16 protein-coding genes and 4 pseudogenes are annotated in these 16,345 nt (G+C 73.5%); 16 read left to right on the top strand and 4 right to left on the bottom strand.

Annotated elements, in window-relative coordinates; translation table 11 throughout:
* Positions 1–220 precede the first annotated feature (220 nt).
* The 4 genes and pseudogenes from WKH84_RS01895 (at position 221) to WKH84_RS01880 (ending at position 3,177) form a co-directional block, all read left to right on the top strand.
* A pseudogene (locus WKH84_RS01895) lies at positions 221–1,612 on the top strand (GntP family permease).
* Between the two features lie 80 nt (positions 1,613–1,692).
* On the top strand, positions 1,693–1,824 hold the full coding sequence (locus WKH84_RS01890) for a hypothetical protein (protein WP_341855442.1): 132 nt from the start codon (positions 1,693–1,695) through the stop codon (positions 1,822–1,824).
* A 34-nt stretch (positions 1,825–1,858) separates the two neighbouring features.
* On the top strand, positions 1,859–2,326 hold the full coding sequence (locus tag WKH84_RS01885) for a tRNA (cytidine(34)-2'-O)-methyltransferase (protein ID WP_341855441.1): 468 nt from the start codon (positions 1,859–1,861) through the stop codon (positions 2,324–2,326).
* A complete protein-coding gene (locus tag WKH84_RS01880; protein ID WP_341855440.1) occupies positions 2,323–3,177 on the top strand; it encodes a TrmH family RNA methyltransferase in 855 nt (284 codons plus the stop codon). The genes WKH84_RS01885 and WKH84_RS01880 overlap by 4 nt, the downstream gene beginning before the upstream one ends.
* 78 nt (positions 3,178–3,255) lie before the next feature.
* On the opposite strand, the gene WKH84_RS01875 is transcribed toward WKH84_RS01880, so the two are convergent.
* Both WKH84_RS01875 and WKH84_RS01870 read right to left on the bottom strand, forming a co-directional pair.
* Positions 3,256–3,759 carry a hypothetical protein gene (locus WKH84_RS01875; RefSeq protein WP_341855439.1) on the bottom strand — a complete coding sequence of 168 codons (504 nt, stop codon included), beginning with the start codon at positions 3,757–3,759 and terminating at the stop codon, positions 3,256–3,258.
* A gap of 85 nt (positions 3,760–3,844) precedes the next feature.
* Positions 3,845–4,123 carry a DUF5703 family protein gene (locus WKH84_RS01870; RefSeq protein ID WP_341855438.1) on the bottom strand — a complete coding sequence of 93 codons (279 nt, stop codon included), beginning with the start codon at positions 4,121–4,123 and terminating at the stop codon, positions 3,845–3,847.
* A 704-nt stretch (positions 4,124–4,827) separates the two neighbouring features.
* Between WKH84_RS01870 and WKH84_RS01865 the strand changes: the two are divergent.
* The 3 genes and pseudogenes from WKH84_RS01865 to WKH84_RS01855 form a co-directional block, all read left to right on the top strand.
* Positions 4,828–5,701, top strand: a pseudogene (locus WKH84_RS01865) (undecaprenyl-diphosphate phosphatase).
* A gap of 235 nt (positions 5,702–5,936) precedes the next feature.
* Complete coding sequence (locus tag WKH84_RS01860; RefSeq protein WP_341855437.1) at positions 5,937–6,530, top strand: hypothetical protein; 594 nt, start codon at positions 5,937–5,939, stop codon at positions 6,528–6,530.
* Positions 6,443–6,697, top strand: a pseudogene (locus WKH84_RS01855) (cysteine--1-D-myo-inosityl 2-amino-2-deoxy-alpha-D-glucopyranoside ligase); the annotation flags it as partial. The gene WKH84_RS01860 and the pseudogene WKH84_RS01855, both read left to right, overlap by 88 nt.
* A gap of 316 nt (positions 6,698–7,013) precedes the next feature.
* Here the strand turns inward: WKH84_RS01855 and WKH84_RS01850 are convergent.
* Both WKH84_RS01850 and WKH84_RS01845 read right to left on the bottom strand, forming a co-directional pair.
* The gene (locus tag WKH84_RS01850) at positions 7,014–7,364 is read right to left on the bottom strand and encodes a PAC2 family protein (protein ID WP_341855436.1); all 351 of its coding nucleotides are present in this window, start codon (positions 7,362–7,364) and stop codon (positions 7,014–7,016) included.
* Positions 7,322–7,825: a PAC2 family protein gene (locus WKH84_RS01845; RefSeq protein WP_341855435.1), complete on the bottom strand. Its 504-nt coding sequence runs from the start codon at positions 7,823–7,825 to the stop codon at positions 7,322–7,324. Before WKH84_RS01845 ends, WKH84_RS01850 begins: the two co-directional genes overlap by 43 nt.
* Before the next feature lie 211 nt (positions 7,826–8,036).
* Here WKH84_RS01845 and WKH84_RS01840 point away from each other — a divergent pair, with 211 nt between their 5' ends.
* From WKH84_RS01840 to WKH84_RS01800, 9 genes and pseudogenes are all read left to right on the top strand, one after another.
* Positions 8,037–9,110 carry a M50 family metallopeptidase gene (locus tag WKH84_RS01840; protein WP_341856741.1) on the top strand — a complete coding sequence of 358 codons (1,074 nt, stop codon included), beginning with the start codon at positions 8,037–8,039 and terminating at the stop codon, positions 9,108–9,110.
* Positions 9,107–10,180 (top strand): annotated as a pseudogene (locus tag WKH84_RS01835) (tRNA (adenine-N1)-methyltransferase). The gene WKH84_RS01840 and the pseudogene WKH84_RS01835 overlap by 4 nt, the downstream one beginning before the upstream one ends.
* 183 nt (positions 10,181–10,363) lie before the next feature.
* Complete coding sequence (locus tag WKH84_RS01830; RefSeq protein ID WP_341855434.1) at positions 10,364–11,059, top strand: hypothetical protein; 696 nt, start codon at positions 10,364–10,366, stop codon at positions 11,057–11,059.
* Complete coding sequence (locus WKH84_RS01825; protein WP_341856740.1) at positions 11,056–11,718, top strand: AAA family ATPase; 663 nt, start codon at positions 11,056–11,058, stop codon at positions 11,716–11,718. The genes WKH84_RS01830 and WKH84_RS01825 overlap by 4 nt, the downstream gene beginning before the upstream one ends.
* Positions 11,691–11,945, top strand: a complete 255-nt coding sequence (locus WKH84_RS01820) for a hypothetical protein (protein WP_341855433.1) — start codon at positions 11,691–11,693, stop codon at positions 11,943–11,945. Before WKH84_RS01825 ends, WKH84_RS01820 begins: the two co-directional genes overlap by 28 nt.
* On the top strand, positions 11,942–12,271 hold the full coding sequence (locus WKH84_RS01815; RefSeq protein WP_341855432.1) for a hypothetical protein: 330 nt from the start codon (positions 11,942–11,944) through the stop codon (positions 12,269–12,271). Before WKH84_RS01820 ends, WKH84_RS01815 begins: the two co-directional genes overlap by 4 nt.
* Positions 12,184–13,836 (top strand): depupylase/deamidase Dop, encoded by a 1,653-nt coding sequence (gene dop, locus WKH84_RS01810; protein WP_341855431.1) that lies wholly within the window; start codon positions 12,184–12,186, stop codon positions 13,834–13,836. Before WKH84_RS01815 ends, dop begins: the two co-directional genes overlap by 88 nt.
* Positions 13,837–13,840: 4 nt before the next feature.
* Positions 13,841–15,247: a Pup--protein ligase gene (gene pafA, locus WKH84_RS01805; RefSeq protein WP_341855430.1), complete on the top strand. Its 1,407-nt coding sequence runs from the start codon at positions 13,841–13,843 to the stop codon at positions 15,245–15,247.
* A gap of 123 nt (positions 15,248–15,370) precedes the next feature.
* Positions 15,371–16,330: an FKBP-type peptidyl-prolyl cis-trans isomerase gene (locus WKH84_RS01800; RefSeq protein ID WP_341855429.1), complete on the top strand. Its 960-nt coding sequence runs from the start codon at positions 15,371–15,373 to the stop codon at positions 16,328–16,330.
* Positions 16,331–16,345 lie beyond the last annotated feature (15 nt).

The following is a 16,345-nucleotide window of genomic DNA, read 5'->3' as shown; positions in this document are numbered from 1 at the left end:
GCAGGGAAGGCCCCGGCTCACTCGATGAGCCGGGGCCTTCCGCATGTCTGGATCCCTGCGTCCCGGGAGACGACCGCACTCGGACGCGGAGGCGACCTGTCTGACAGGATGAGCTGTCGGCGGCGCGCCGCCCGGCGTCGGCGCCGGCCCGCGGCCCGACCGCGTTCCCAGGACCCCGCGCCGTGCGGCGTCCCTCCGTCTCTTCCCCAAGGAGATCCCCATGGAGATCGAAGGCTGGTCCCAGACACTCGGGGCCGCGCCGCTGCTCGCGATCGCGGCCGGCGCCGTCGCGCTGATCCTCGTCCTCGTCATCCGGTTCAAGCTCCACGCCTTCCTCACGCTGATCCTGGTCAGCCTGCTGACGGCGTTCGCGACCGGAATCCCCTCCGGCTCGATCGTGGACGTGATGCTGGACGGCTTCGGCGGCACCCTCGCCAGCGTCGCCCTGCTCGTGGGCCTCGGCGCGATGCTCGGCAAGCTGATCGAGCACTCCGGCGGCGCGACCGTGCTGGCCGAGACGATGATCCGCATGTTCGGCGAGAAGCGGGCACCGCTCGCCCTCGGCGTCGCCTCCCTGCTCATGGGCTTCCCCATGTTCTTCGACGCGGGGCTCGTGGTCATGCTCCCGATCGTCTTCGCGGTCGCCGCACGGCTCGGCGGCCCCGTCGCTGCTCTACGCCATGCCCTCGGCCGTCGCCTTCTCGGCGATGCACGTCTTCGTCCCGCCGCACCCCGGCCCCGTCACCGCGACGGAGCTGTACGGCGCGAACCTCGGCATCGTCTTGCTGATCGGCCTGGTCTGCGTGATCCCCACCTTCTACCTCACCGGCGTGCTGTGGGGTCGCGTGACCGCCAGGAAGTTCCCCTTCACCCTCGAGACCATGGGCGGGATCTTCGGAGGCGGCGACGGCGAGCCGGTCGCGAACCCGCCGAAGGTCGGCACCGTCATCGCGGTGCTTGCTGCGCCGATGGCGCTGATCTTCCTCAACACCGGCCTCGACTTCCTGCGCGCCGCCGGCGCGGTGGACGAGAGCGCCGTCTGGTACGGCGTGCTCACCACCCTCGGCTCCTCCGCCGTCGCACTGCTGATCTCGGTTCTCGTCGCGCTCCTCGTGCTCGGCTCCCGCCGCGGCGAGAACGGCTCCGCGCTCGAGAAGATCGTCGACTCCTCGCTCGGCCCGATCTGCTCCGTCGTGCTGATCACCGGCGCGGGCGGCATGTTCGGCGGCGTCTTGCGCTCCTCGGGCATCGGCGACGCGCTCTCCGGAGTGCTCGGCGACCTGGGCCTTCCGCTGATCCTCGCCGCCTACGTCATCGCCGTGGTGATGCGCGTCGCGCAGGGCTCGGCGACCGTCGCCCTCGTCACTGCCGCCGGCCTGATGGCGCCGGCGGTGGAGGCGGCCGGCTATTCGGCCGGACAGATCGCCGCGATCACCGTCGCGACCGCCGCGGGCTCCGTCTTCGCCTCGCACGTGAACGACTCCGGCTTCTGGCTCGTCGGCCGGTCGCTGAACATGGACGTGGCCACGACGCGCGCACCTGGACCGTGCGACAGACCCTCGAGTCCGTGATCGGGTTCGTCATGGCCGGAGCCCTGTTCCTGATCCTCTGAGCAGGAGGTGGGCCCGGGCGCGGGGGAGCGGGTGCCGGTCTGGAGCGGGGCGACATCGCCCCGAAGCCGAGGAGACCGCCGTGGCCGCGGCGTCGTCGGACGTCCCGCTCCCCGCGCCCGCCCCGGTGCGCACCCCCGCCTGGCGGCGCGCGCTGGGGATGTTCGGCACCTCGATCCCGATCAACCTGATCCGGCAGGCCGCGCACTGGTGAGGGGACGGGGACGGTGCGTGGGAGAATCCTCCTCATGGTCCACGTCTTCCTCCACGAGCCGGCGATCGCCGGGAACACCGGCAACGCGATCCGTCTCGCGGCCGTGACCGGAGCCCGCCTCCACCTCATCGAGCCGCTCGGCTTCGACCTCGAGGACGCGAAGCTGCGCCGAGCAGGACTGGACTACCACGACCTCGCCGAGGTGAGCATCCACCCCGACCTCGAGACCGCTCTCGCCGCGGTGCCCGACGCACGGGTCTTCGCCTTCACCGCGCACACCGAGACCACCTTCGGACAGGTCGAGTACCGGCGGGAGGACGTCTTGCTCTTCGGCACCGAGCCGACCGGGTCGCCCGAGGAGGTCATGGCCCACCCGCGCATCACCTCCCGGGTGCGGATCCCGATGCTCCCGGCCCGCCGCTCCCTGAACCTCGCCAACTCGGTCTCGATCGCCGTCTACGAGGCCTGGCGCCAGCTCGGCTACGACGGGGCCGGGGCATGAGCCCTCGCGACACCCGCCGCGCCGCGCGGCGCACCGCGCGCCGCATCGAGCGCCGCAACGCGCAGTTCCAGCAGTGGCAGTCCCTGCTGACCAACCGCACCAAGCGCGGCCGCGCCGGGGAGATGCTCGTCCAGGGCGTCCGCCCGATCACGCAGGCGATCGACCACGGCCACGAGATCCGCGCGGCGCTGACCGATTCGAGGGAGAACCCCTCCCGCTGGGCCCGCGAGTCGCTCGAGTCCTCGCCGGCGCCCGTCGTCCACCTCGCCCCCGAGCTGATGGCGGAGCTGGGGGAGAAGGAGGACGGGGCCCCCGAGCCGCTGGCCGTCGCCGCGATGCCCGCGGACGACCTCTCCCGCCTCGAGGCCGGGCCGCGCTCGACCGTGGTCGTCTTCGACCGGCCGACGGGGCCGGGGAACATCGGCTCCCTCGCCCGCTCCGTCGACGCGCTCGGCGGCGCGGGGCTCGTGGTCACCGGCCACGCCGCCGATCCCTGGGATCCCGCCGCGATCCGGGCGAGCACCGGCTCGGTCTTCGCCGTGCCCGTCCTGCGCGCCCCCTCGCACCGCGAGGTGCTCGAGTGGGTCGAGGGCCGACGCGCCGCGGGCGAGCCGTGGACGGTGCTGGGGCTGGACGAGGCAGGCGGCCACGAGGTCGCGGACGTCGACCTGACCGGGCCGACGCCGCTGGTCGTCGGCAACGAGACGGTGGGGATGAGCGCCGGGTGGAGGGAGGCCTGCGACGCGATCGCGGAGATCCCGATGAGCGGAAGCGCCTCGTCGCTGAACGCCTCCGTGGCCGGGTCCCTCGCCCTCTACGAGGTCGCCCGGCGGCGCCGGCGCGGCCGCTGAGCCGGGGCCTGCCCGCGATCGCCCTGGTGGTGCCGTCCGAGCGATGCCGTCCAGGCGCCGCCGTCCGGGTGTTGCCGCTCAGGCGGTGCCGAGCGCCGCGGCGACCATAGGAGCGCCCAGCGACCCCAGGAACGGGACGGCCAGCGGCACCGGTCCGACGGCGAAGCGCGCCCCCGAACGCCGGGTCGCGAACAGGACCACGCCGCCCAGCACCCCTGCCAGGAGCATCCCTGCCAGCGGCCCCGCCAGGAGCACCTCCCCGCCGAGCGCCGCCGACATCAGCACCACCACCGGCACCGTCTTCGCATCCCCCATCCCCAGCAGCGACGGTGCGAGGAGCCCCAGGAGGATCGCCCCGGCCCCGAGGGCCATGGCGATGATCGCCGCCGAGGACAGGGCGGGACGCAGCGAGGGGACCAGCGGCGCGAGCACGGCGAGGGCGAGGCCGACCCCGCCGGTGAGCCCGGCGACCCAGCGGTTCGGGAGCCGGTGCGAGGTGCCGTCGTGCCAGGCGAGCAGCGCCGCCGGCGGCAGGTAGACCACCAGCGGCACGGCGAGCAGGAGCGGGGAGGAGACGGGCACGGGCCCATCCCACCAGATCCGCACGGTCCGCGCCCGGCCGGCGCGAGGGATGTGGACGACGGGCGGACGCCGCTTTTAGTCCGCTCTACAGCGTGGACTGCACCCGGATGATCCGCCGCCGCATCCAGACCTTCTTCCCGCCGCCCATGTACAGGCGGGTGCGCGCATGCTCCCAGCGCCCGTACTCCGCCTGCTCGGCGAGCTCGGCGCGGACCTGTCCGATCGAGCCGCCGCGGGGGACCGTGATGATCTGGTACTCGTAGTCCTCGAGCCGGCGCCCGCGCTCCACGGGCAGGTCGCGACGGCCACGGGGGTCGCTCACGTGCTGGACCTCGGCGGTGAGCGGGGTGCGGGGTCGGATCAACAGTTCCTCCTGAGCGCGATGACCTGCGACGGGGCCGTCGCGGCGTGAGATGCGGCACGGTCGCTGCGGTACGGGGGGCCGCCTTCGCATCCCGGTGCGGGATCACGGGGACGGCCCGCCGTTCTCCCCTGTCCATTGTGCCCTCGGACGATGTACGGTCCAACCATGAACACGGATCCTCGCTCCGCTCTCGCTGCGCTGATCGCCGCCCTCGAGCGTCACTACGAGGCTCGCTGCCGCCTCCCGCGGTGACGACGACCCGGCCCTGGACGCCGCCACCGAGCGGCTCTCCACGGCCTTCGACACCTACGACGACGCCCTGTTCGACGCGTACGACATCGCCACGCCGCTGATCGTCTTCGACGGGGACGATGACGACGAGGACGATGAGGACGACGACTTCGACGATCTCGACGACTTCGAGGACGACGACTACGACGATGAGGATGACGAGGACTACGAGGACGATGACGAGGACCGCTGAGGTCGCGCTCGTCTGAGGCGCCGGCCGCTCCGGGCACCCTGTCCGGCCGTCGGTCCCACCTCGTCCGCCGGACCTCCATGCAGTCTTCACCTCATCAGCGCCGCGCGGCGCCGGGCACCCGCCCGGCGCCGCGTACGCTGTGCGGGGTCGATCGCGGCGCTGCCGCAACCGTGACGCCGTCCGCGGCGACCCCCGAGCGCGAGTCCATCGAGGAGAGTCCATGTCCTTCATCGAGGCGGTGATCCTGGGCCTGGTCCAGGCTCTGACCGAGTTCCTCCCGATCTCCTCCAGCGCGCACGTGCGCGTGGTCGGGGAGCTCATGAACCCCGGGCAGGACCCGGGCGCCGCGTTCACCGCGATCATCCAGCTGGGCACCGAGACCGCGGTGCTGATCTACTTCTGGAACGACATCACCCGGATCATCGGCAAGTGGTTCAGGGCCCTGGCCGGCAAGGTCCCGCACTCGGATCCCGACGTGCGGATGGGCTGGCTGGTGATCCTCGGCTCGATCCCGATCGGCGTGCTCGGGCTCCTCTTCGAGGACCAGATCGACCACAGCCTGCGGAACCTGTACATCACCGCCTCGATGCTGATCCTCTTCGGCCTGCTTTGCTGGGGCTGGCCGACAAGATCGCCCCGCACCGCAAGGAGCTCGATCAGCTCACGGTGCGCGACGGCATCCTCTTCGGTCTCGCCCAGGCCCTCGCGCTGATCCCCGGCGTCTCCCGCTCCGGCGGAACGATCACCGCGGGGCGCTCATGGGCTACTCCCGCAAGGCCGCCGCCCGCTACGCCTTCCTGCTCGCGGTCCCCGCCGTGTTCGCCTCCGGTCTCTACAAGGCCGTCAAGGAGGTCCCGGTGCTCTTCACCGCCGACGGGCGCGCCGCCGCGGCCGCCGCGGGGGAGCCCTCGCTGGCCGCGATCGCGATCGCCACCCTCGTCGCCTTCGGCGTCGGCTACGCGGTGATCGTGTGGTTCATGCGGCTGATCGAGAACCGCTCCTACCTGATCTTCGTGATCTACCGCATCGTCGCGGGCGTGGCCCTGCTGGGCCTGCTCTGGTTCGGCGTGATCGACCCGCTGGGCGGCGCGTGATCCCACGTCGTCGGCGCCGATCGTATGATCGAGTGGTGCAATCCTGGACCACCCCTGAGCTGACCCCGCTGCCCGCCTCCACGACGCCGCTGCGGCTGTTCGACACCCGCACCGGGCGCATCGCCCCCGTGACGCCGCTCGTGCCGGGACACGCCCGCCTCTACGTCTGCGGGATCACGCCGTACGACTCGACCCACCTGGGCCATGCGGCGACATATCACGCGCGACCGACCTCATGCGTCGTGCGCTCGTCGACTCCGGCCTCCGGGTCACCACCGCCCAGAACATCACCGACGTCGACGACCCGCTGCTGGAGCGCGCCGACCGTGACGGGGTCGACTGGCGCGCGCTGGCCGAGTCCCAGGTCGCGCTGTTCAGCGAGGACATGGCGGCGGCGCGCATCATCGCGCCGGAGACCTACCGCTCCGTGAGCGAGGCGATGGACGAGATCATCGCCACCGTCGACACCCTGCGCGAGCGGGGCCGCGCCTACCAGGTGCCGACCCCCGACGCCGAGGGCGACGACTGGTACCACGACCTCTCCCTCGACGGCGCTCTCGGAGACGTCTCCGGCTGGACCGAGGAGCAGATGCTCGAGGTCTTCGCCGACCGGGGCGGGGACCCCGACCGCGAGGGCAAGCGGGGCCGTTTCGACCCGCTGCTGTGGCGCGCCGAGCGCGAGGGGGAGCCGGCCTGGGACGGCGGCGCCCTCGGCCGGGGCCGCCCCGGCTGGCACGTGGAGTGCGTCTCCATCGCCGAGGAGGGCCTGGACCTGCCCTTCGACATCCAGGCCGGCGGCGCGACCTCGTCTTCCCCCATCACGACCTGAGCGCCGCCCACGCGGTCGGCCTCGGCCGCCCCTTCGCGACCTCTTACGCGCATGCCGGGATGGTCGCGTACGAGGGCGAGAAGATGAGCAAGTCGCTCGGCAACCTCGTCTTCGTCCACCGCCTCGTCCGCGACGGCGTCGACCCGATGGCGATCCGTCTGGTGCTCATGGCGCACCACTACCGCAGCGACTGGGAGTGGTCGGACACGGAGCTCGAGGGCGCGCAGCGGCGCCTGGAGGCCTATCGCGCCGCCGCCCGCCGCCGCGACCTGCGGTCCGACGTCGTCGAGGCGTCGCGCGCCGCGCGCGCGACGACCTCGACACCCCGGCCGCGCTCGCGGCGCTCGACGCCTGGGCCGCGGGCGACGAGCTCCCGGGGACCGCGGGCCGCGAGCGCCCGGGGACGCCCCGGGCGATGTCGCCGCCGCGGTCGACGCCCTGTTCGGGATCACGCTGATCGGCTGAGCCCGCAGGCCGGGAGGCTCAGTCCGTCTCGCGGCGACGCCGCAGGAACTGCTCGAACTCCTTCGCGATCGCGTCGCCGCTCGCCTCGGGCGGCTCGGCCGCGTCCTGCGCCTGCTCGAGGCGCCGCACGTACTCGGCGACGTCCTCGTCGGTGCGGGCCAGCTCGTCCACCCCGCGCTCCCACGCCTCGGCGTCCTCCACCAGCTCGCCGAGCGGGATCGGCGCGCTGATCAGCTCCTGCACCTCGCGCACGAGGCCCAGCACCGCCTTCGGGGAGGAGTTCTGGGAGACGTAGTGGGGGACCTGCACCCAGATGCTCGTCGTCCTCAGCCCTGCGCTCGCGGTGCGGCGGGCGAGGATCGTCGGCACCCCGATGGGTCCCGAATACAGCTCGGAGTCCTCGACCCGGCTGCGCGGGCACCGGCTCGACCTGCGAGGAGACCGGCAGGGGGCGGCTGTGCGGGGAGTCGGCGAGCGGCGCGCCGAGGGAGACCACCGAGGAGACGTCGAGCGCCTGCAGGCTGCTCGAGCACCTCGTCGCAGAACCTCTTCCAGCGCAGCGACGGCTCCGGTCCGAGCACCGCGACGATCTCCGGACCCCGCGGCGGGGTGATTAGGTGGAGGCGGGTGTCGGGCCAGTCCACGACCCGCGGCCCCTCCTCGGTGGTGCGGATCTCGGGCCGGTTGACCTGGAAGTCGATGAACTCCTCGGCGTCGACCGCGCCGACGGGCCGCGAGGGCCACACCTCGAGGAGATGCTCGATCACCCCGGTGGCCGCCTCGCCGGCGTCGTTCCACCCGCTGAAGGCCGTGATGGCGATTCGACTCATCGCTCCATCATAGGCTCGTCGGGCCCTCGTGCCGGGGCCGGGCCGTCTTGAGCCGGGACGCAGGAGCAGGGACTATCCTCGCCCTGCCCCGGGGAGCCGCCCCGCGATCGAGGAGGCCCCATGCCACGGACGATGCTGAGGATCGGGGCGCCGCCGCCGCTCCAGGTCAGCCCGGCCACCCTCGTCACGGTGCTTGCTGGTGGCCGTGCTGATGTTCCCCTCGCTGCAGGGGCCGGGCCTCTCCGCCGGGCGGAGCGCGCTCGTCGCCCTCGGCCTGGGCCTGTTCCTCATCCTCTCCGTGCTGGTCCACGAGCTCGCCCATGCGCTCGTCGCGCGCGCCTTCGGGGCGAGGGTCGACCACATCGCGCTGACCCTGTGGGGCGGGCACACGCAGTACCGGGCCGAGCGGATGCCCGCGATCGGGTCCGTGCTGGTCTCCCTCGCCGGCCCCGCGAGCAACGGCCTGCTCGCCGCGGCGACCGGCGCCCTCGGCGCGATCGCGGCACAGGGCACGGTGCTCTCGGTCGCCGCCTCCTTCGCGACCTGGCTGAACGTGGTCCTGGCCCTGTTCAACCTGCTCCCCGGCCTGCCGATGGACGGCGGGCGGGCGCTGGAGTCCCTGCTCGGCGCGGTCCTGCGCCGTCCGGTCCTCGGCACCCGGATCACCGCCTGGATCGGACGTGCCATCGCCGTCGGCGTGGTGCTCTTGCCGCTGTCGCGGATCGTGCGCCTCGGCGGAGCGGGCGGCTTCTCCCTGCTGACGCTCCTCTGGGCGCCGCTCATCGCGGGCCTGCTCTGGCAGGGGGCGAGCCGCGCCCTGGAGGAGGCGCGCGTCCAGGAGCGGGTGGGGGCGCTCGACGCCGTCGCGCTCGCCCGGCCGGTGCGCCTGCTCGCCCCGCACACCCCGCTCGCCGCGCCGCCCGACGGGCCGGGGGCGGAGCAGGTGCTCGCTGCTGGATCCCGCCTCCCCGCGCCCCGGCACCGTCGGCCGGGCGCCGCGCCTCCAGGGGGAGGCGGTCGCAGCGGTCCCGCCGGGGCACCGCGAGCAGGTCCCCGCCTCCGCCGTCGCCGAGCCCGTCGGGGACGTGGTCGCGCCGCGCACGGGCCTCGGCGGCGAGGAGCTGGTCTCCGCGATGCTCGCGCGCCCCGCGCCGGTCTACCTCGTGGTCGACCCCGACGGGCGGCCCCAGGGCGTGATCCTCAGCGCCGACGTGAACACGCTCCTGCGCGGACGGTGAACAGGCCCGGTCACCGCGCTGGTCCGGCCCTATGCTGGAGAGCATGACTTCTCAGCCGCCGCCCGCCGCCGACGACACGGCGTCGGGCCCCGCGCCCCGCGCGCCCCGTCGCGGCCTCGACCGCACCGGACCCTTCGCCCTCGGCGACAAGGTCCAGCTCGCGGACTCCAAGAACCGCCTGCACACCATCACCCTGAAGCCGGGCGGGCAGTTCCACTCCCACCGCGGCGTGCTCCACCACGACCAGCTGATCGGCGCCGAGGACGGCACCGTCGTCGAGAACAGCCACGGCATCCGCTACCAGGCGCGCGGCCCCTGTACGCCGACTACATGCTCGCCATGCCGCGCGGCGCCGCGATCATCTACCCCAAGGACTCCGCGCAGATCCTCATGTGGGGCGACATCTTCCCGGGGGCGCGCGTGCTCGAGTCCGGCGTCGGCTCGGGAGGGCTGACCACCGCGCTGCTGCGCGCCGTCGGCCCCGAGGGCTCCGTCCACTCCATCGAGCGTCGCGAGGACTTCGCCGAGGTCGCCCGCGAGAACGTCGGCACCTTCTTCGGGCTCAAGGAGGAGGCGCCGCGCACCCGCGCTGGGACCTCACTGTCGGCGACTTCCAGGACGTCGCCCCCACCCTCGGCACTGCCGCGGTGGACCGCGTGGTCCTGGACATGCTCGCCCCCTGGGAGTGCGTGGAGGCCGCCGCGGACGTGCTCGTCTCCGGCGGCGTGTTCCTCGCCTACGTCGCCACCGTCACCCAGCTCTCCCGCACCGCGGAGGCGCGCGCGACCACGGCGAGTTCACCGAGCCCCACGCCTGGGAGTCCTTCGTGCGTCCCTGGCACCTCGAGGGCCTCGCCGTGCGCCCCGAGCACCGCATGAACGCGCACACCGGCTTCCTGCTCACCGCCCGCCGCACCGCCCACGGCACCGAGGCGGCGCGCCGCGCGACCCGGCCCGCGCCCGGCTCCCGCGACGAGGAGGAGCTGAACCACCCCGACAACGAGGGCTTCGGCGGCGGCTCGGGCGAGTGGACCGCCCAGGACGTCGGCGAGCGCGGCGTCGCACCCCGCAAGCTCAAGCGCGCCCTGCGCGACATCCGCCAGGGCCGGGACCGCTGAGCCGCACCATCACAGACCACCGAGGAACCCGCCCCACGGGGAGGAGACGACGATGAAGACCCGAGCGCGGCGTCGCACCCCGCAAGCTCAAGCGCGCCCTGCGCGACATCCGCCAGGGCCGGGACCGCTGAGCCGCACCATCACAGACCACCGAGGAACCCGCCCCACGGGGAGGAGACGACGATGAAGACCTACGCGGAGATGACCGCCGAGCTCGAGAAGCTCGCCGCCCACAACGAGCGACTGGTCAGCGGGCCGCGCTCCGCCCGCGCCCAGATCGTCGAGCTCAAGAACGACCTCGAGCGGGTGGGGGACCCGCCGAACTCCTACGCCACCTTCCTGCGCCGCTGCGAGGGCACCACCATCGACGTGCTCCACAACGGCCGACGACTGCGCGTCGCGACCGCGGCGAGCCTCGACCTCGACGCCCTCACCCCCGGCACCGAGTCGCGCCTGAACGAGGCCCTCGCCGCGGTCGAGGCGGTGCCGCAGGGCGACTCCGGCAATGTCGTGCCCGTCGTCGAGGCCCTCGCCGACTCGCGCGTCCTCGTCGCGGTCGCCCCCGACGACACCCGCGTCTTGCGCGCCGCGCGGGCGCCCTCGCCGAGGAGACCCTCCACCCCGGCGACCACGTGCTCGTGGACCTGCGCGACCAGCTCGTGCTCGAGCGGATCGACCGCGCCGAGATCACCGATCTGGTGCTCGAGCAGGTGCCGGAGGTGTCATTCGGCGAGATCGGCGGGCTCGGCGAGCAGATCGAGGCGATCCGCGACGCGGTCGAGCCGCCCTTCCTGCAGCAGGACCTCTACCGCACCTACGGGCCGCGGCCCCCGCAGGGCGTCTCGCTCTACGGCCCGCCCGGTCGCGGCAAGACCATGATCGCGAAGGCCGTCGCGCACGAGCTCGTCGCGCGCGCCGCCGAGGTGCGCGGGGTGAGCGTGGAGGACGCGCTGGCGAACTCCGCCTTCCTCAACGTCAAGGGCCCCGAGTCGCTGAACAAGTACGTCGGCGAGACCGAGCGGTCGATCCGCCTGGTGTTCGAGCGGGCGCGGGAGAAGGCCGCCGCCGACCACCCCGTGGTGATCTTCTTCGACGAGATGGAGGCGCTGTTCCGCACCCGCGGCACCGGCACGTCCAGCGACGTCGAGACCACGATCGTGCCCCAGGCGCTCGCCGAGATCGACGGCGTCGAGGGCCTGGACAACGTGATCGTCATCGGCGCCTCGAACCGCGAGGACATGATCGACCCGGCGATCCTGCGGCCAGGCCGCCTGGACGTGAAGATCCGGGTGCGCCGCCCGAACGCCCGCGCCGGCCGCGAGATCCTCGGCCTGTACCTCGGCGAGGACGTGCCCGTGCGGGAGGACCGCGAGTCGCTGCTGGACCTCGCCGTGCGCGAGATCTACGCCGAGGGCCCCGCCACCGCCTACGTGCGGGTCGAGTACGCCGACGGCGGCCACGACACCCTCCACTTCCGCGACTTCGTCTCCGGGGCGACGCGCGCAACATCGTGGACCGGGCGAAGAAGCTCGCCGTGAAGGACCAGATCGCCACGGGCGAGGTCGGCGTCGGCTCCGAGCACCTGACCGAGGCGATCCGCGTCGAGTTCGCGGAGAACGAGGACATGCCCTCGGCCGCCCATGCCGAGGACTGGGCGCGGGTCACCGGACTGCCCGGCCGCTCCCGCCGCCGGGTCGAGGCCGTGGTCCCGCTGCAGGACCGCGACCGGCCCGAGGACGCCGCCGCCGAAGAGGTCTCCGCATGACCGAGCGGCACCGACCCGCCCTCACCACCGAGCGGGTGATGGGCATCGAGACCGAGTTCGGCGTCGCGCACGCCGACCTCGAGGACCGCGCCCGCGCCGGGGCCGGCGGCTCGATCCTGCTGTCCCATCTCGTCGTCGGCGCCTACGCCCTGCTCGACCCCGCCGAGGGGGAGCGCGGCCGGCGCGTGCGCTGGGACTACGGCGACGAGACCCCCTGCGGGACGCGCGCGGCTTCGAGATGCGGCGCGCCGCCGCCCATCCCACCCAGCTCACCGACGAGGTGCGCGACGCCCACGTGCCGAGCGTCGAGCTCGACGCGCCCGTGACGGGCCCGGAGGTCGCGCCCGAGGGCGATGACGCCGAGATCCTCGCCTGGGCCTCGCAGCGCTCGATCGGCAACGCGGTCTTGCGCAACGGCGCCCGCTGGTACGTCGACCACGCCCATCCCGAGTACTCCGCCCCGGAGGTCCTGCGCGCCCGCGAGGCCGTCGTCGTGGACCGGGCAGGGGAGGAGATCGCCCGCCGGGCGATGGGCACCCTCGCCGGCGCCGAGGGAATCCCCGAGGTCGCCCTGTACAAGAACAACACCGACGGCAAGGGCGCCTCCTACGGGACCCACGAGAACTATCTCGTGGACCGGGACGTGCCCTTCGAGCGGATCGTCGAGGCGCTGCTGCCCTTCTTCGCCACCCGGCAGGTGCTGGTCGGCGCGGGCCGCGTCGGAATCGGCACCCGCGGCGAGACGCCGGGCTTCCAGCTCTCCTCGCGCGCCGACTTCATGGAGGCGGAGGTCGGCCTCGAGACCACCCTGAACCGCCCGATCGTCAACACCCGCGACGAGCCGCATTCGGACCCGGGCCGCTTCCGCCGCCTCCACGTGATCATCGGGGACGCCAACCTGCTCGAGGAGTCCACCTTCCTCAAGCTCGGCACCACCTCCCTCGTCCTCGCCGCGCTCGAGGCGGAGCACCGCGCCGGGCGGCGGATCCTGCCGGACCTGGCGCTTGCCGACCCGGTGGCCGCCGTGCGCACGATCAGCCACGACCCGAGCCTGCGGGCGACGGTCCCGCTCGCGGACGGCCGCGAGCTCACCGCCCTCGAGATCCAGCGCGCCCACCTCGAGGCGCTCTCCACCGCGGCCGATGCGGCCGACGAGGAGACCGCGCAGGTGCTCCGCGCCTGGGGCGAGATCCTCGACCTCCTCGCCGAGGACCCGATGCGCGCCGCCTCCCGCGTCGAATGGGTTGCCAAGCTCTCCCTGCTCGAGCGCTACCGCGCCCGGCACGGCCTGGACTGGTCCGATCCGCGGCTGGGCATGGTCGACCTGCAGTACTCGGACCTCCGCCCCGGCAAGGGCCTGTTCGACAGGCTCCGCGCCGCCGGCGCCGTCGCCACCCTCGTGGGCGCCGACGAGGTCGAGGCCGCGATCACCACCGCCCCGGCCAGCACCCGCGCCCACCTGCGCGGCGGGCTGATCTCCGCCCACGGCGCTCACGTCCCCTCCGCCGGCTGGGACGCGATCACCGTCGCGGGCCCCACGGGCGGCCACCGGCGCGCCTGGCGGACCCGCGCCTGGGCGGCGCCGAATGGTGCGCCCGCCACGGCATCGACCCCGACTCCGACCTCGACGACGTGCTCGACGCGGCGCGCCGGGCCGTCACCGCATCCTGACCCACCCGCACCCCTGAAGGAGGACGCCATGTCCCAGCAGTCCCTGAACGCCCCCGGCGGCGGCCCTGACGAGAACGCGCCCGACGACGAGACGCTGACCGGAGGCCAGACCTTCGCCTCCGTCCAGGGCACCGACGACCTGCTCGACGAGATCGACTCCGTCCTCGAGTCCAACGCCGAGACCTTCGTGCGCTCCTTCGTGCAGAAGGGCGGCCAGTGACCCGATGAAGCGCCGAGTGGGAGGTCTGGAGACCGAGTTCGGGCTCGTGTGCGTGCGCGCCGACGGCGCCCGCGCCCTCGAGCCGGAGGAGGCGGCGAGGGAGCTGTTCCGGCCGGTCGTCGCGATGGGCCGCTCCTCGAACGTCTTCCTCCGCGGCGCCGCCCGGCTCTACCTCGACGTCGGCTCCCACCCGGAGTACGCGACCGCCGAGTGCGACGACTGGTGGGACCTGGTGGCCCAGGACCGCGCGGGAGAGCGGATCTTCGCCGAGCTCACCGCCCAGGCCGATGCGCGCCTGGCCGAGGACGGCCAGGACGCCCGCATCCACCTGCTCAAGAACAACGTCGACTCGGCCGGCAACGCCTTCGGCTCCCACGAGAACTACCTCGTGGACCGGCGCGGCGAGTTCACCCGCCTGCCCCGCTACCTGCTGCCCTTCCTGGTCACCCGCCAGATCGTCACCGGCGCCGGGGGAATCGCCCCCGCCGTCCCCGGCGAGGCGGGCGAGGGGGCGGGAGCGCAGTTCGTCTTCTCCCGACGCAGCGACCACATGTGGGAGGCGGTCTCCTCCGCCACCACCCGCACCCGCCCCATCATCAACACCCGCGACGAGCCGCACGGGGACGCGAACCTCTACCGGCGCCTCCACGTCATCGTCGGCGACTCGACCATGAGCGAGGTCTCCACCCACCTGCGCTTCGCGACCACCGACCTGGTCTCGCGCGCGATCGAATCGGGCAGGGCCCTGCCCGAGCTGGGCCTGGCCGACGACATCTCCGCGATCCGCGCCGTGGCCCGCGACCTCACCGGCGCCGCACCCCTGCCCACCGCCGGCGGCGGCACCACCACCGCGCTGGAGGTGCGCGAGCGCTGGCTCGACCACGTCGCCGACCTCGCCGAGGGCGAGGAGACCGAGGTGCTCGAGAGCTGGCAGAAGGCCCTGGACGCGGTGCGCACCGGGGACCGGTCCTGGGCGGCGCAGAACCTCGACTGGGCGATCAAGGAGCGGCTGTTCACCCAGGTGAGGGAGCGTCGCGGCATCGACCTCGAGGACCCGGCGATCGAACGGCTCGATCTCGCCTATCACGACATCGACCCCGCCCGCGGCGTGTTCTTCGCGCCGCAGCGACGGGGCCTCGCCCCCGCGATCCTGCCCGAGGAGCGGATCGAGCGGGCCCGCACCGTCGCCCCGACCACCACCCGCGCCCACCTGCGCGGCCAGGTGGTCACCGCCGCCCAGGAGCACGGCGTGGACCACGTCGTGGACTGGACCACGCCGCGGCTCACCCGCCGCGGCGCGATGCCGGTGCAGGTCATGGACCCCTTCGCGACCGAGTCGCCCGCCGTCGACGCCCTGCTGGCGGAGATCCGGGAGCAGGGTGCCCCCGCCGCCGAGCCGCCGCTCGCCTGAGCACCGCCGTCGCGCGCATGCCGCCTGAGACGACAGCCACTCCCTGCCCCAGGCTCCGCCCAACGAGCGCCCCGTACCCTGGTGCGGTGCCCGCTCACGGGCGCCGATCCGAAAGGTCCTCCATTGATCCGCCGCCGCACGCCGCTGACCACCGCCCTCGCCGCGACCGCCGCCATCGGCCTCGCCGCCTGCACCGACGACGGGAGCGGCTCCGACGCCTCCGACGCAGGCGGTGCCTCGGACGGCGGGGGCGACGCACTGTCGGGCGTGACCGTCAGCGAGGACCTCGGCACCGAGCCGACGGTCGAGTTCACCGCCCCGCTCGAGATCTCCGCGGCTCAGGCACAGGTCGTGGTCCCCGGCGACGGCGCGACCATCGCCGACGGCGACACCGTGATCTGGCGCCACCTGTACGTCGATGCGAGCACCGGGGAGACCTTGCAGTCCTGGTGGCAGGGTGGGCCGGCCGGCGGCGTGCAGGTCACCACAGACTCCATCGGCCAGGTCGCCTTCGACGTCTTCACCACGATGACCGTCGGCTCCCGTTTCGTGATGGCCGGCTGGCGGCAGGGCAACGACGGACAGGCATACTCGCTGCTCCAGGTCGGTGATGTCGACCGCGTCGTCTCCCAGCCGCGGGCCGAGGGCGAGCCGGGGGACCCGTCCGGCACCTACCCGGAGGTGACCCTCGACGACAGCGGCGCGCCGTCCATCTCGGGCCCCGGGGAGGGCGAGCCGCCTGCGAAGACTGTCCGCGAGTCGCTGATCCAGGGCACCGGCGACACCACCCGCGCCGGCGATTACCTCACCATGCAGTACTCCGGCTGGAAGTGGTCCGACGGCTCCGCCTTCGACTCCTCCTGGGAGCGCGGCGCGCCCTTCTCCTTCGTCCAGGGCGGCGGCCAGGTGATCCAGGGCTGGGACGAGAACCTGCTGGACCTCAAGGTCGGCTCCCAGGTGATGCTCGTGATCCCGCCCGCCGAGGCCTACGGGGAGGGAGAGCCCACCGAGGACAGCCCTCTGACGGGCGAGACCCTGATCTTCGTCGTCGACGTCCTCGACGCCGCCCATACGGCAGACTGACCCCTGCCCCCTCTC

Origin of the sequence: Brachybacterium sp. GPGPB12, assembly GCF_038396325.1 — a bacterium.
In the GTDB taxonomy this organism is placed as follows: domain Bacteria; phylum Actinomycetota; class Actinomycetes; order Actinomycetales; family Dermabacteraceae; genus Brachybacterium; species Brachybacterium conglomeratum.
Note: the sequence above shows the minus strand (reverse complement) of the source record. Positions and strands in the feature narration are given on the sequence as shown.

Coding starts and splice junctions, on each gene's coding strand:
- WKH84_RS01885 (WP_341855441.1), top strand. CDS start 1,859: ATGGTCCACGTCTTCCTCCACGAGCCGGCGATCGCCGGGAACACCGGC.
- WKH84_RS01880 (WP_341855440.1), top strand. CDS start 2,323: ATGAGCCCTCGCGACACCCGCCGCGCCGCGCGGCGCACCGCGCGCCGC.
- WKH84_RS01860 (WP_341855437.1), top strand. CDS start 5,937: ATGCGTCGTGCGCTCGTCGACTCCGGCCTCCGGGTCACCACCGCCCAG.
- WKH84_RS01845 (WP_341855435.1), bottom strand. CDS start 7,825: ATGAGTCGAATCGCCATCACGGCCTTCAGCGGGTGGAACGACGCCGGC.
- WKH84_RS01840 (WP_341856741.1), top strand. CDS start 8,037: ATGTTCCCCTCGCTGCAGGGGCCGGGCCTCTCCGCCGGGCGGAGCGCG.
- WKH84_RS01830 (WP_341855434.1), top strand. CDS start 10,364: ATGAAGACCTACGCGGAGATGACCGCCGAGCTCGAGAAGCTCGCCGCC.
- WKH84_RS01825 (WP_341856740.1), top strand. CDS start 11,056: ATGATCGCGAAGGCCGTCGCGCACGAGCTCGTCGCGCGCGCCGCCGAG.
- WKH84_RS01815 (WP_341855432.1), top strand. CDS start 11,942: ATGACCGAGCGGCACCGACCCGCCCTCACCACCGAGCGGGTGATGGGC.
- dop (WP_341855431.1), top strand. CDS start 12,184: ATGCGGCGCGCCGCCGCCCATCCCACCCAGCTCACCGACGAGGTGCGC.
- pafA (WP_341855430.1), top strand. CDS start 13,841: ATGAAGCGCCGAGTGGGAGGTCTGGAGACCGAGTTCGGGCTCGTGTGC.